Raw genomic sequence first — 15,122 nt, 5'->3', positions numbered from 1 at the left:
CGAAGATATGTCCGCTCCTACGCCTCTTTGAGGAATGCAACATATCCTTTCTTGGTCTCATATATATCTGCCTTGGATGTCACTTCCCATGGTGCATGCATGTTGAGTACAGCCACGCCACAGTCTATTACCTCCATACCATACAGTGAAAGTATATATGCGATGGTTCCGCCGCCACCGACATCTACCTTGCCGAGCTCGGCTGTCTGGTATGTGATCTCCGCATCATCCATGATCTTTCTTATAGCCGCCATGTATTCTGCATTTGCGTCATTTGATCCTGACTTTCCTCTTGATCCTGTGAACTTGTTAAATACCATTCCCTCACCGAAGATAGCCGCATTCTTCTTGTCAAATGCTGACTCAAATGTAGGATCAAAGCCCGCAGATACATCCGATGACAGCATCCTTGACGATGCAAGACATCTTCTGAGTGAGATCTCTGAGAAGCCACCCATGGCGTTCATGATCTCAGCTACAGTATTCTCAAAGAAGTGTGACTGCATTCCTGTTGCTCCAACACTTCCTATCTCCTCCTTGTCAGTGAGCAGACAGCAGGTCGTCTTCTCCGGATCGTCAGCCTCAAGCATGGCGACAAGGGATGTGTATGCACACACTCTGTCGTCCTGGCCATATGCCATGATCATACTCTCGTCTATACCGCAGTTTCTTGCCTTTCCAGCAGGAACGATCTCGAGCTCTGCTGAGAGGAAATCCTCCTCCTTCATATTGTACTTCTTCTCAAGGAGCGCAAGTACAGCTTCCTTTACAGCCTCCTTCTCCTTGCCCTCAAGCGGTCTGCTTGCAAACAGTATGTCAAGCTGCTCTCCCTCTATCACTGAATCCGCTCTCTTCTTGAGCTGCTCCTGAGAGAGATGTATGAGAAGATCTGTAACACAGAATACCGGATCATTCTTGTCCTCTCCTATGTTCACTGTCATAACGTCACCATTTGTCTTTGCAACAACACCGTGTATGGCAAGTGGGAGTGTTACCCACTGATACTTCTTGATTCCGCCGTAATAGTGAGTGTCGAGATATGCAAATCCGCCCTTCTCATAAAGCGGATTCTGCTTCACATCCATTCGAGGGGAATCAATGTGTGCACCGAGTATGTTCATGCCCTTCTCAAGCTTCTTCTTTCCTATATTGAACATAGCGACCGTCTTGTTCATCCACACGGCATACACTTTATCTCCAGCTGCAAGGCTCTCCTTGTTCTTAATGATCTTCTTCAGATCTCTGTAGCCGTGATCCTCTGCCTGTCTGACGATCTCTTTAACGCATTCTCTCTCTGTCTTGCCATTGTCAAGAAATTCCCTGTAGTCCTTACACAGGCTCTCCAGCTCCTTTATCTCATCCTTCTTGTATTTGTTCCACGCATTTTTCTGTGCCATTTTCATTGCCTCCTGTTAATAACTGTACACATCAGTGTCTATATTCCACGCACTCCTTCGCATAGTAATACTGCGCAGGATAACGAGTATAGCTCCCATTATTATAAAGAAAATAATATATACTGCATATGACGGGATCATTGTAAACTTGAAAACAAGATATCCTGCCACACACAAAACAATTGCTATAACAATTGCAATAGCCATATTAAAGAATGCATTCAGATTGCCTCTGAGCGCACCGTATTCATCCTCCCAGTCAAGCTTCGGATGTGTTGAATCGAGAAGCACACCTGTGTATGTGCAAATGCCCGAGCCGAGGATTCCCAGCACAACATAATACACACTGTCTATAACACTACACTCCATATATATACAGAGGATAACCGTGGTAACCGCGATCGTCACTCCGCTGAACAGCATGCTAACCCAGACCTTTGCGCGGATCTGGAGATCATATGTCATCGGGATGTGCTTTATAAATGATATATGGCTTCCCTCTCTGGTGAACGCCGTGGATGCGATACTGTTCATCGCTGTTGCAAAGAATGCCAGGGCGATGACCGCAACCAGCATGACCATGTCAGCCAGGAAAAGCCCTCTTCCAAATGTGTCTCTGAATGCCCTGATCGAATCCGCAGTTGCAGGTATATTGAACAATGCCACAACGAGTATCGGCCATATCAGGTTGACCACAACGCAATACTTCCTGTATGCCGGAGTCCTCACCAGTGTCTTTATCTCCTTTGCCATATATGATCTGAACGGTGTCTTTATGGCAAAGTCCTGCAGCCCGACAACTTCCTTCTGGCGGCGTCCTGACCTTCCGGTGGATGACACAAGGTATACGCCCCTGAGGTACAGCAGATTTCCAAGGAAAAACAGAAGTGCCACACAGCCAGCGTTCACAAGCACAAAGAGCAACATATACACAATGTTGTTACTGCCCAATGCCTTCAGGAACAGCGGAACCGTGAAAAATATATTGTTCATTACCTTTATGAATATATTGTCACCATTTTTAAGGCTGTCTATGTAATTATTTATATTCACAGAGTCCATCTGTGCAAATGACCATATGAAAAGGCCTGCAAACACTACAACCGCAAGTCCCACCATGAAGTCCACATTTCTGAGCAGTTTGAGTCTGCTGAAAAACGCCATGACTATCAGTGCAAATATACCACAGTACACCAGCGGCAGAACCGGAAGTAAAAATACGCCAAGTAATGAGGTTATCACGGATACCGGCTTTATCTCTGCGGCTACAAAGTAACCGATAAATCCACAGAAGAGAACCATAAACTCCATGACGCTCTCGGCAAAATATGCGTGTGTAAACTTGGCGGCCACAAGCTCTGCCGGTTTCACAGGCAGCGGCAGTAAATGATCAAGATCAGATGAAAAATAAAGCAGATTGAATATGACCATTATACTGAATATAACGCCGAACACCGACATGAGCTGGATAACGAGGTTGAGTCCCTCTGTACAGCCTCCCGCCTCCATGAGTGCTGCAGTCATTATGTAAACTATAAATCCCACAACGATACAGCACGGGATCATGATACAGCACATGGCGATGATTCCCATGACCTTATATGCCTTTGCCTTGTCCCCGTGCTCCGGCATCTCCATATCATTATTCCTGCTTATCATACTGAGCAATATCCTAAAATTCTTCATGCGTCATCTCCACAAATATCTCTTCAAGAGATTTGTTCCTGTGCTGTGTCTCAAGCTCATCCAGAGTTCCCTGGTATATATCCTTTCCCTTTCTTATCATGATTATCTTGTCGCAGAGCTTCTCTGCAACCTCGAGAACATGTGTTGAAAAGAATACACAGTTTCCTGCGTCGGCATGTTCACGCATCATCTTCTTGAGCTCATATGCCGCATTCGGATCAAGTCCCGTCATAGGCTCGTCGAGTATCCATACAGGTGGATTGTGCACAAGCGCAGCTATGACCATCATCTTCTGGCGCATACCGTGGGAATAGCTGACCATCTGTCTGTTCAGGCTGTCCTCCATACCAAAGCGTTCAGCCATCTGCTCTATCCTCTGCTTTCTCTCGGTGGTCGATACTCCATATATATCAGCGATGAAATTGACATACTCAAGTCCCGTAAGTCTGAGAAATATATCAGGATTGTCGGCTATATAACCCATGGACTGCTTGGCCTCCATCGGCTTTTCTCTCATATCGAAACCATTTATCTTTACTCTGCCCTCCGTCGGCATAAGTATACCTGTCAGCATCTTGATGGTAGTTGTCTTACCCGCACCATTCTGTCCAACAAATCCTACTATCTCACCCTTGTGTATATGGAAACTGAGATCATCAACTGATACAATGTCTCCGCCATACACCTTCTTAAGATTCTCCGCTATTATCATGCGCATGTCCTTTCATCACTATATCGTTTTTGCATACCCGGTCTTATTATATCAATTCAGCGTACGGTTTACAAGTTTACCGTTGTATCAAGACAGAATGAATATATGACCTTCTCCTTAACCTTCATGCCGGTGAGCTGTTCAAGCACATCGGCGTATTTGTCGAGCTGGACATGGTATCTCTTAACCAGCTCCGACGCATCCTTCACGCTGTCTGTCTTGTAATCCAGAAGAACTATGCCACCATCCTCCTCGAAGTAGGCATCTATGATTCCCTGTACAACTATCGTCTCGTCTCCGCAGTCCTTAAGTGAGCCCATTATTTCTCCGGGCTTCATCATCATGTAGAACTGTCTCTCACGGTACAGTCTGTCCGACTTGCCCGCAGCCGCCATGCGCTGTCCTATCTCACTGTGTATCATCTTATATATCTTCTTTGGTCTTATCCGCTCTCTATACAGCTCATCAAATAACCCAAGCTCAAACACTCTGTCGACATCCTTCTCTGCATCCGCAACAGTTTTCCCTGAGAAGTCTGCAAGCTCCATGATCTTGTGATAAATGTTTCCTATCTCATTTCCATGGACTATCCTCTCCTCACTCATGAATGCTGGGATTGGGACCTCACTTCTGGCACTGTACTCCCTGCTGGTTAGGATATCCGGTGTAATGGCATCCTCACCGTGCGCCTGAAGTCTTTTTATCTCGGTTATGGACATCTTGCTCTTAAGCCCCGAATGTCTGTAGCCATACCTGAATTCCAGTCCGTTCTTCACATGGTCATAAAGTTCTTTGTCGAGCTTCGCTTCAGAGGCTTCCACTGTCATATTTTCTGCTTCATCCTGATCAGTCTCAGGAGACATAAAGCTGTCGGCCTCCACCTCGATGCTCTTCACATGATCGCACTCTCCCACATATCTGAGCGCGGTATATATCCAGGCGGCATAGCCATTTGCTTTCATGATAGATGCATAATTCATCCTGTCTCCGATTATATACATATCACAGGCTGCCTTGAATTTATCTGCATCCTTCACGCACCCGGTCATGTACAACTTTTCCTTTGCCCTGGTTAACGCCACATACAGGACTCTCATCTCCTCGGCATAGGTCTCCGCAACGATATTCTTACTCATTATCCGCTTGAAAAATGTCATTCTTCTGGCTCTTGTTCTGAGGTCGACCTGGTCGCACGCCAGATAATGATCCTGGTGGACAAGCACATTTGATCTGGTGTCCATCAGATTAAACTCCTTGCCGAGCCCAGACACAAATACAACAGGGAACTCCAGTCCCTTGCTCTTGTGCATGGTCATGACTCGGACGACGTCCTCATTCTCACTGACCACATCAGCCTCTGCAAAATCCAGATCATTTGTCTTGAGCTCATCAACATATCGGATGAAGTTGAACACGCCCTTGCTGTTCTCCTCGAAATCATCCGCCTTCTTGATGAGCATGTCGATATTCGCCTGGCGTCTTCTTCCCATCGGTCTGGCACCGACAAACCAGTAAAATCCGGTGGTGTCCAGCACGTATCTTATTATGTCGCTTATGGACATATAATTTTTATTCTTCTTGAGATAGTCAAGCATGCGGAGGAATTCCCACAGTCTGTCCACAGCGTGTTTTTTCTCGCCCACATGGGTGTCCATATAATCTATGACCTTGTCATAAAGTCTGGCGTTCCAGTCCATGCCGTTCTTCTCGTATCTGCTGCGGTATTCACCCACTATAACCGCAAGCTCCTCCTCATCAAGGCCCACCAGTGGCGACCTTAAGACAGCAGCCAGGTCGTAATCCACGTAGCTGTTATCAACTATGGAGAGCATGCTGACCAGTGTCCGTATCTCAGCAGCATCAAAGTAGCCACTCTCACTCTCAATATACAGAGGTATGCCCTTCTCCTGAAATACCCTGTCAAATATGGTGGATGCTGTGGACACACTTCTAAGCAGTATGACGATATCCTTATATCTGACAGGTCTCCTGTCAGCACCACTTCCAACATACAGAGGTTCACTTCCGTCAACAATATCACGTATCTTACCGGCGATATAATTCGCCTCAACCTCAGGATTGCCATACTCCTCAGATACATCCGCTTCTCTCATATTGTTGTCTATGAGTATGAACTCTGATACAGGGCCATGATCCACATCATCCGGCTCCGTCATCCCTTCTCCGTCACTTATGGCAAATCTGGAATTGAGCTTTGCGCCCTCATCGTACTCTATGTCTCCTATCTCTCGCCTCATGAGCTGGGCAAATATTGAGTTCACCGTCTTTAACACATTTATCTCACTTCGGAAGTTTCTGGTCAGCAGTATGCTGTTGCCATCTATGTCCGGGTCCGCTATGTCAGCATCACCCAGCCTGCGGTAGCTGTCATACTTCTCTATGAACAGATCGGGTCTCGCCATTCTGAATCTGTATATGCTCTGCTTAACATCGCCGACCATGAATGTGTTGTGGATATCCTCACCGTGTCCCGACACACTTGCCAGAATGTATTCCTGCAGAAAGTTACTGTCCTGATACTCATCTATAAGTATCTCCCTGTAGCGCCTTGAGACTTCCTTTCCAATCTCTGAAGGGACAGCCCTGCCATCCTCTATTCCATCGCAAAGTATCCTGAACGCGAACTCCTCTATGTCGTGGAACTCGAACATATTCTTGTCCATCTTGACCTTCATCAGCTCATCCATATAAAGCTCAGTGAGCTTCAAAAGTGATGATATCACTGGCTCAGTCATGGCTGCCTGCCTCAGAATGTCATCCACATCCAGGACGACCGAAACTATGTCGTCTATGATCGACTTATACACATCCCGCCTTGATTTGACAAATTCCTTCTTCTCCGGGTCAGCTCCACCGCCCGGGTTCACAAATCTGTCAAATGCATAGCATATACTCCGGCCCTGGGCATCCTTCTCCATCTTGAGTCCCTCCGGTCTCAATGACGATCTGTATATATCTCTGAGTTCAAACAGGTCAACATGCAGGTCGTCTTCCCCGCCACAGCTTCTGAGCATGTGTGTTATCAGCTCAACATCCTTATCCACACGGAGTCCGTACGCCTCAAGGCCATACGCCTCCGTTGCATATTTCTGGCACTCCCTGACCATATCATCCGCAGTTCTGAGCATCATGTACACCCTGTCCGCAAATGTTCTGACCATCGGAAGCCCCACGACTTCTCTTCTCTTCTCCTCCTCAGTGGATGATGTATCCACGACAAATTTCATGGCATCCGCCGCCTGCGCAAGCCATTTTTTCGGCTCCGGATAGCTGGATATAACCTTTATTATCCTCTCAACGATATCCGGCACGGCACTGTCACTCTCATTTCTCGCAAACGTCATTATCAGCCTGTCGAAACCGGGCACGACCGATTCATCCTCATAGCACATCTCCATGACCTGATCCATCACGTCGCGCTTTATGATCTTCATCTCCGTGTCGTCCGCTATGCCAAATGCACAGTCAAGCTCCACCCTCGCAAAGTATTCCTTCACTATCCTAAGGCAAAAGCTGTCTATGGTGCAGATGTCAGCATGGTTGATCAATGTCATCTGCTTTATAAGATGCTCGTCATATTCGCCCTTCGCCATCATCTCATCTATCTTTTTCTGCAGTGCCTGTCCTATCTTCTCCTTCATCTGGGCCGCTGCCGCATTTGTAAATGTAACGACAAGAAGCTCATCCACAGATACCGGCTCGCTTCCCTCTATTCTGTCACCACGCGAATTTCTTCCGGCCACCATCTCTATGATACGCTCCACGAGCACCGCCGTCTTACCTGACCCCGCCGCTGCAGATACAAGAAGATTGCCATGCCTTGTGTCGATGACATGCGCCTGCTGGTCTGTCCACTTTATTCCATTGTCAGTCTTCATATCTTTTCCCATGTCATCATTCCTCACTCATCTCTATATCGAACTCAGCAGCTCTCTTCACTATCTGTTCAGACAGTTCCCTCAGCTCCTCAAGATGCGCCCTCTCCTCCGCAAGCTTCCTGCCGGTGCTCTCGAGAGTATCCCTCATCTTCTGTGTTGCCTTATCGCCGCGGTCATCTACCTTCTTCTTTGCATCCTCATACTTTTTCCGGGCGCTGTCACATGACTTAACGGCCTTCTCCATATCGCCCCTGACCTTCTTGTATTCAGTCTTGATATTCTTTATATCCTCAGCTTTGCGGCTGTAATTTTCCGCCTCGCCCCTATAGATCCTGGAGTATGAATTGCCTGAATACTTGCTGTCAAATGCACATATGCCCTTAAAATCACAGTATTTGCACGCATTTGCCTTGCCCTCATTGACCGGATTTATCTCGATGCTTCCCTCGGCTATACTGCCGGCAAGCCTCTCTATGTTCCTGCGGTTCGCCTCCATGAGATCTGTTATAAGAGTCTCCTCAAGGCTCTGTCCGTTCTTGAGTGTCGCTGAGCTGTTGTCCATAACCTTCAGCGCCCTGTTATCTCCATTGTACAGGCCCGAATATCTGGACTCCTCAAGTATCTTCTTCTCGAAGGTGTCCACAAGCACTCCCCCGAACACCTCGTCATCGGCCGCAAATCCCATGCCGTCATCGGTGTATCTGATCTTATCTCCCATTGCCGTCACGTCACATGCCGGATTGTCAAAGGTATAATACAGAAGTCCGCCCACATGTATACCACCAGGTCTTCCAAGCTGTGCCATCCTGCGCTTTTCAAGCTCGCAGGCTATGGCGCCGTATGTCACGAGCTGCATCTGGAGTCCTCCGAGCACCTTGTCTATATCCAGCTTCTTATCAGATGACTTGTAATCTATGATCTTGAAATAAGCATCCCTGTCATCCGTAAATTCATCTATTCTGTCTATAACTCCCTTGAGGCTCATCGTGAGTCCATTTGGAAGATTGAATATATATCTGTCTATGTTGTCTGCATTTTCCGATGTGTTGAACCGCCGCTCAAAATTCTCCGGGTCCATCTCCCCACATCTGATAAATGTGCGGAGCGTCCTGGCTGTCCTCGATGCAACATCCGCCAGAAGCTTTTTCATGTATGCAGCTCTTGAAGAATCCTCAAAGTACAGCCCGGCTTCATCCTCCGCAGATTCATTTGCAAATTCCACCGCCTTCTGTTCCAGCTCCGCCTCGTCCAGATGTACCCAGTCGTTGTCCCTGAACATCCTGACAAATGAGAATATCTTCTCCATGGTGCTGTGAAGTATATTACCAACATTTGCAGCGCCTATCCTGTATGTCTCCCTCTCTCTGAGCGAAAGTCCGTATGTCAGGAAATACTTGAACTGGCACTCAGCATACCGCTCAAGCTTGGACACACTCTCCACCAGATTCTCTCCATATATAAGGCGTACAGTATCTGGAGACAGATTTTTTGACGAGTTAACATAATTCTGCCCGAAGTTAATCGATCTGAGCTGTCTGCCATATCCCATCTTCGAAAGCAGTTTTCTGACAGCGTCCAGCGTCTCCCCGGCTTCAGCGTCATCAGAATGTCTGATGATGTATCTGAGCGCTCCCGCCGCAGTCTCCGGCATCTGACCGTCCACATCATACTCCTCCGTCCGTATATCCGGGAATATATTCTTTATCCTGTCTATCAGGTATGACGGCTTCATGGACTTGAGATCCTCTCCGATCTTTCGGCACAGCACATAGATCATATCCGACGCCTTGGTGAGCGTGGTGTATATATAGAACTGTTCTATATACGCATTTGTCTTATCTGATGGAGCCAGCTCTATACCGTAGTCCTCAAGGCTCTGGCGGTCTGCACCGGAGAGTATCCTGCCCTTCTTGGCCGGTTTCGGAATTATGCCTTCGTTCACTCCCGCCATGAACAGCACCTTTATATGGTTGAGCCTTGATCTCGTCATATCGCCGACCACCACGCGGTCTATAGTCGGAGGCACTATACCGATCTCCATATCCGCTATGCCTGCATCCAGGATTCCCGCATATTCTTTTACGGTAAGCTTCTCATCGCCGATTATAGCCTCCATCTTCTCAAACAGGGCAACAACCTTGTCAAATATCCTTCCGTATGCATCTCCCTCATCCCATCTCTCCTGCTCATACAGCACTTTCTTATGAGCCTCAAGCTTGCCGCACACATCAAGCTGCGCAAGGAAGCTGTAAAGAGATTCCGTATATGTTCTCACTGTGTTCTTGGAGCCAGGGCTTGCCGGCTTCCACACATCGATACATTTGTCCGGGAAAAGCTCCATGATCTGGGCTCTTATAGACTCCATGTCTGCCGCATAGTCAGGATTCCTGTCATCGGTTATCTCCTTCGTCCAGCTCCTGTAACCCCTGAGATTCCTGAGAAGCACATAGTTCTCCATCCTCTCAATGTCGTCCTGATCCACACCGGTCATTCCTGACTTTAACAGTCTGAACACGCTGTCAAATGAGAAGTTGTCCGTCATCACACCGAGGAAAGCCCTTATGGTGTCTGAGCACGGATCTCCCTTAAGAGATATATTTGCATCTATGAACACAGGGATATCGTATTCCTCCATCGCCTGACGGTAATACCTTGCCACATCCTGCAGATCACCCGCAACCACGGCTATATCCTTATAACGGTATCCCTTGTCCCTGACAAGCTCTCGTATTCTTCCCGCTATATACTCAGCCTCGTCTGCCGCCCTGTCCACAGCGACCACATGTATGTCTCCGTCATCGCCTGTGACTCTGCCATGGGGATATCTGAACAGATTGGCCTCAAGTCCTGCAAGCTCCTTGCTTTTCTCGAATCTGTACGGTCTGCGATCCTGACACATAACGACATTATCCAGTATGTCCACCTGCTCATCGCCCGCCATTCTCACAAGCGCCTGCATAGTCTCCTTGGTGAGTCTGAACAGCTCGTACTCCTTCGGCTTTGTGAAGCCTATCTGCGACGCATCTATCGTAAATACAAATATCATGCTCTCAACGCGTGTCATGAGCTTCCTGATAAGATCCATCTGTACCGGTGTAAATCCTGTGAATCCGTCAAGATACAGATGGCTGTGTGCCAGCATATCCGACCTGTCCACGCATTCAGCCAGCAATTCAATGAGCTGCTCCGCAACTATATAGCTGCCATCCCTGTTGTACTCCTCAAATCTCTCGTATATAAGCCTGATGTCATGCATTTTTCTGTATACCAGACTGTCCTTATCCAGCTTGTCCATGACTGCGTCGATCGAATCCCTGTCAACCGCATACTGGAACAGCTCAGACATCATGGATTTCATCTCATCTATAAAACCCATCTTGTTGATATAGCTTCCATAAACAAGGAGCTCGTCCTGTGACTCTATAAGTATCTTCTTGATGAGCATGCTCTTTCCAAAGTCCTCCAGAACCCTTCCCGGATTCACTGACAGCTCATCGAATACCCGGTACGCAAGCCTGTTGAAGCCTATGGCATCTATGTTCATTGTTCCATGCCTCGGATGCATGGTCACTATATCTCTCTGCGCCTCCATGGAGAACTGCTCTGGAACCACGTACAAATAATTCAGGTCTCCGTGAGCCATCGACTCCTCTATCAGCTTCTTTATCACATATTCTGTTTTTCCTGAACCGGCGGGTCCCAGTACAAACTGTATTGCCATCTGTATTCTCCTTACACCTCAATATACTGTTATCTATGCTGTTTTTTCATCTGCTAATAATTTTCTCATAAAATCGCTCTCTTGTGAATAAAATATATAAAAAACAGGGAGAGCAAATAATGTCATCAACTAAACTTATCGTATTAAAATCAAAAGAACTCATATACACCGCCATACTGCTGGCACTTGTGATCGTATTTGTCATTATACTTATCACCATGTTCCGCGGCAAAGATTCAGATGACACCAGTGGTTCAGCCAGGAGCATCGCAACCTCAGCCCAGACTGATCCGTCTCCTAAGCTCGACGAGATACATTACACACCGGGGACATACTCATCTTCCCTTGTTCTGGGAGAAAACACTCTGTCCGTCATGGTCACTGTGGATAAGGACTACATCACAGATGTGTCATTCAAACAGGTGGATGAGACTGTGACCACCATGTACCCACTTCTTGAAACGGCACTCGAGGATATCAATACTCAGCTTCACTACATATCTTCCGTGGACGATATAACACCTTCCGGAGACAGCACATACACTACCAGACTTATCATAGATTCCATACGAAATGCCCTGAAGGATGCCGTGATCAACTAGCTGTCACGGTGCTTTCTGCCAAAACAAAAGGACATATGACCGTATATATCTTGTATTATATACGGTCATATGTCCTTTATTTATCCCACCGTTTATACGGTCGTTACTGCTTTGCAACTATGTTATCCTTATCCTTGAAAATACTGCCTCCCGGCACATATCCCCTGACTCTTGATACAGGATAGATGTTGCTGAATCTTCCTATTACGGTTCCAGGATTGAGGACGCTGTTGCAGCCAACCTCAACATTATCTCCGAGCATTGCACCAAACTTCTTAAGTCCTGTTGCAATGTCAAAGCTCTGTCCGTCCACATTTCCCTTAACGTGAACCAGAGTCTTGTCAGACTTCACATTGGACGTGATGCTTCCGGCACCCATGTGTGACTTGAAACCGAGGACTGAATCTCCCACATAGTTGTAATGAGGAACCTGAACGTTATTGAATATGATGACATTCTTGAGCTCTGTTGAATTACCTATCACACAGTTCTCTCCGACCAGTACGCTTCCTCTGATGAACGCACCCGGGCGAACCTCTGTGCCTGCACCTATGATTGTCGGTCCAAGGATGGTTGCTGTTCCATACACCTTACAGCTCTTGTGGATCCACACATGCTCATCCACCTCATTGTACTCATCCTTGTCCAGACTCTTTCCAAGCTCAAGCACGAAATCCTTGATAAGTGGAAGCGCCTCCCATGGATAGGTAAGCTTCTCAAGAAGAGGCTTTGCCATGGTCTGATCCAGGCTGTAGAGCTCCTTTATTGTTACAACTGACTGTATATCTTCCATAATAATAGTCTCCTTTTCTATCACATATAACTGATACATACTATGTTATACACCTTTGAATCAGTATGTGCAATCACTGTGTATCCGCATTCTTCTCCGCCTTTGCGCCTGTTCTGGCTGTGGCTCTTGTCTCCTTCTTCTGGGCACCTCCGCCCTTGGCGTAGAACACCTTCGTTTTGTCGAATACCCCTGTTATTCCATTCTGGTTCTGTATCTGCTTCACAAGGTTTGTGTATTTGGTGACAAATGTAGTCATCTTATCCGTGTATTCCTGCTTGGATATCTGACCTTCAGCGACACCCTCAAGCCCCTTTTCCCAGCTCGCCGTCAGGTCCGCTCTCAGCAGACCGTTGATGGAATAATATACTATATCGTATATTATCTCCCCAAGGAATGTCGGTGTCACTATCTGTGTCTTCTTGTTCAGCGATATATATTTGTTCTTCTCCAGCTTGGTGATGATCCCGTCTCTTGTGGCACTTGTTCCGATTCCAGCTCCCTTGATCTGCTCTCTGAGCGCCTCATCCTCTATGAACTGTCCTGCATTCTCCATTGTCAGGATCAGTGATCCTGAGTTGTATCTCTTAGGTGGGGATGTCTCACCCTCCTTTATGTCGATTCCCTGGACGCTCAGCTTGTCACCCTTCTTTATCTTCGCAAGCCTTGCTATGAATTCAGGGCTGTACTTCACATCGTCCTTCTTCTTGGAAAAGCTGTTGGCCGCCACCTTAAGATAGCCATCGTTTATCAGATATTTGAAGTTGGCAAACAACTTCTCTCCGTTCTTGGAGAGTGTCATTGCAACCTTCTGGTACTCTGCAGCAGGGTAAAATATGCTGAGGAATCTCCTGCATATGATCTCATATACCTTGAGAGCTGTAGGTGCCAGACTTCTAAGTGCTCCAAAGCCCTGTCCGGTAGGTATGATGGCGTAGTGGTCGGTGATCTGCTTATCGTTCACATATTTCGTCTTTGCGATTCCCTTATATGTGCCGCTCTCCATGGCCCCCTGTGCAAATTCTGCCACAGGCTGGAAATTCTTAAGTCCCGATATGTTCCGTCCTATCTCCTTTGCCACGGCCGTTGACAGCACTCTGGCATCTGTTCTCGGATAGGTTACCAGCTTCTTCTCGTAGAGCTCCTGGACTATCTTGAGGGTATCGGACGGACTGATCTTGAAAAATGATGAACAGTCATTCTGAAGCTCTGCCAGATTGTACAGCATCGGAGGCTGTTTCTTCTCTTTCTTGCGCTCCACAGCCTGGGCCACAGCCTCGGGCTCCCCTGCCTTCAGCTCCGCCAGTAGCTGCTCCGCTGCGGGTCTCTCTTTAAATCCATTCTCCTTATACAGAAGAGGCGACTCGAAATACTTTGTGCCCTTCACTGCCTTCCATTCTGCATCAAATGTCTGTCCTTCCTCGCCCACATTTGCAACGAGTCTGTAGAACGGAGTCTTTACAAACTCCCTGATCTCACGCTCTCTCTTCACTATTATACCGAGGACACAGGTCATGACACGGCCCACTGCTATGACACATCTGTCCATGCCGAGATACCTCTGGACTACATTTGAAAACTTCAGCGACAGCGCCCTTGAAAAGTTGATACCCATAAGGTAGTCCTCCTGGGCCCTAAGGTACGCTGCGTCGCTGAGACTGTCGTACTCTGAGAGCGGCTTCGCCTCACGGATTCCCCTGAGGATCTCCTCCTCGGTCTGTGAATCGATCCACACACGGCGTTTCTCCTTGCCGGTTACGTGAGCCATTGAATCCACAAGCCTGTATATGTATTCTCCCTCTCGTCCTGAATCCGTTGCCACATAGATACAGCCTATGTCATCGCGGTTAAGCAATCCCGCAACGATATTGAACTGTTTCTTTGTGTCAGGAAGAACTTCATATTTGTATTCAGTTGGAATAAATGGAATAGTTGAAAGGCTCCACTTCTTAAGATTCGGATCGTAGACCTCCGGGTAGCTCATGGTGACCAGATGTCCGACACACCATGTGACAACCGCTGTATCCGACTCCAGGTAACCATTTCCCGCATTGCCCTTCACCCCCAGCACGTCGGCAAACTGCCTCGCCACGCTGGGCTTCTCTGCTATATATAAATTCTTCAAATTATGCTCCTATTCTTTCAGCATCCGCCACACACATGATCCTGTTTATGCCGTGGCCGGTGCAAAAATACATCACAACACATCTGTATATAATAGCAGAATTTGTGGAGGGGGGCAAGTGGGGACGGAGGTGCCTGCTCCTCCGCTTCGCACTTGCCCCCCCTCCACACGCATTGCGCGTTAATACAGA

The 15,122-nt window shown here is 47.4% G+C and carries 8 protein-coding genes; 1 reads left to right on the top strand and 7 read right to left on the bottom strand.

From position 1 onward, the window contains the following. Positions 1-17 precede the first annotated feature (17 nt). From OCV54_RS07910 to OCV54_RS07890, 5 genes are all read right to left on the bottom strand, one after another. A complete protein-coding gene (locus tag OCV54_RS07910; protein ID WP_015535084.1) occupies positions 18-1,397 on the bottom strand; it encodes an aminopeptidase in 1,380 nt (459 codons plus the stop codon). Between the two features lie 15 nt (positions 1,398-1,412). Continuing rightward, the gene (locus OCV54_RS07905; protein ID WP_055223398.1) at positions 1,413-3,083 is read right to left on the bottom strand and encodes a hypothetical protein; all 1,671 of its coding nucleotides are present in this window, start codon (positions 3,081-3,083) and stop codon (positions 1,413-1,415) included. Beyond that, complete coding sequence (locus tag OCV54_RS07900) at positions 3,070-3,795, bottom strand: ABC transporter ATP-binding protein (RefSeq protein ID WP_022216895.1); 726 nt, start codon at positions 3,793-3,795, stop codon at positions 3,070-3,072. Before OCV54_RS07900 ends, OCV54_RS07905 begins: the two co-directional genes overlap by 14 nt. A gap of 68 nt (positions 3,796-3,863) precedes the next feature. Continuing rightward, the gene (gene addA, locus OCV54_RS07895; RefSeq protein ID WP_262563275.1) at positions 3,864-7,721 is read right to left on the bottom strand and encodes a helicase-exonuclease AddAB subunit AddA; all 3,858 of its coding nucleotides are present in this window, start codon (positions 7,719-7,721) and stop codon (positions 3,864-3,866) included. Next, the gene (locus OCV54_RS07890; protein ID WP_055223394.1) at positions 7,711-11,415 is read right to left on the bottom strand and encodes a PD-(D/E)XK nuclease family protein; all 3,705 of its coding nucleotides are present in this window, start codon (positions 11,413-11,415) and stop codon (positions 7,711-7,713) included. Before OCV54_RS07890 ends, addA begins: the two co-directional genes overlap by 11 nt. Positions 11,416-11,534: 119 nt before the next feature. Between OCV54_RS07890 and OCV54_RS07885 the strand changes: the two genes are divergently transcribed. Beyond that, on the top strand, positions 11,535-12,017 hold the full coding sequence (locus OCV54_RS07885) for a hypothetical protein (RefSeq protein WP_055223393.1): 483 nt from the start codon (positions 11,535-11,537) through the stop codon (positions 12,015-12,017). A gap of 103 nt (positions 12,018-12,120) precedes the next feature. Here OCV54_RS07885 and OCV54_RS07880 read toward each other — a convergent pair whose 3' ends face one another. Further along, a complete protein-coding gene (locus OCV54_RS07880; protein ID WP_015535088.1) occupies positions 12,121-12,810 on the bottom strand; it encodes an LbetaH domain-containing protein in 690 nt (229 codons plus the stop codon). Positions 12,811-12,883: 73 nt separating this feature from the next. Continuing rightward, positions 12,884-14,932 (bottom strand): DNA topoisomerase, encoded by a 2,049-nt coding sequence (locus tag OCV54_RS07875; protein WP_055223391.1) that lies wholly within the window; start codon positions 14,930-14,932, stop codon positions 12,884-12,886. Positions 14,933-15,122: the final 190 nt, after the last annotated feature.

It is taken from the genome of Coprococcus aceti (assembly GCF_025567285.1).
GTDB lineage: Bacteria > Bacillota > Clostridia > Lachnospirales > Lachnospiraceae > Coprococcus > Coprococcus aceti.
Note: the sequence above shows the minus strand (reverse complement) of the source record. Positions and strands in the feature narration are given on the sequence as shown.

What these genes read in the sequence shown, in the direction of transcription:
- OCV54_RS07900 (WP_022216895.1), bottom strand. Translation starts at nt 3,795, where the DNA reads ATGATAATAGCGGAGAATCTTAAGAAGGTGTATGGCGGAGACATTGTA.
- OCV54_RS07880 (WP_015535088.1), bottom strand. Translation starts at nt 12,810, where the DNA reads ATGGAAGATATACAGTCAGTTGTAACAATAAAGGAGCTCTACAGCCTG.
- OCV54_RS07890 (WP_055223394.1), bottom strand. Translation starts at nt 11,415, where the DNA reads ATGGCAATACAGTTTGTACTGGGACCCGCCGGTTCAGGAAAAACAGAA.
- OCV54_RS07910 (WP_015535084.1), bottom strand. Translation starts at nt 1,397, where the DNA reads ATGGCACAGAAAAATGCGTGGAACAAATACAAGAAGGATGAGATAAAG.
- OCV54_RS07905 (WP_055223398.1), bottom strand. Translation starts at nt 3,083, where the DNA reads ATGAAGAATTTTAGGATATTGCTCAGTATGATAAGCAGGAATAATGAT.
- OCV54_RS07885 (WP_055223393.1), top strand. Translation starts at nt 11,535, where the DNA reads ATGTCATCAACTAAACTTATCGTATTAAAATCAAAAGAACTCATATAC.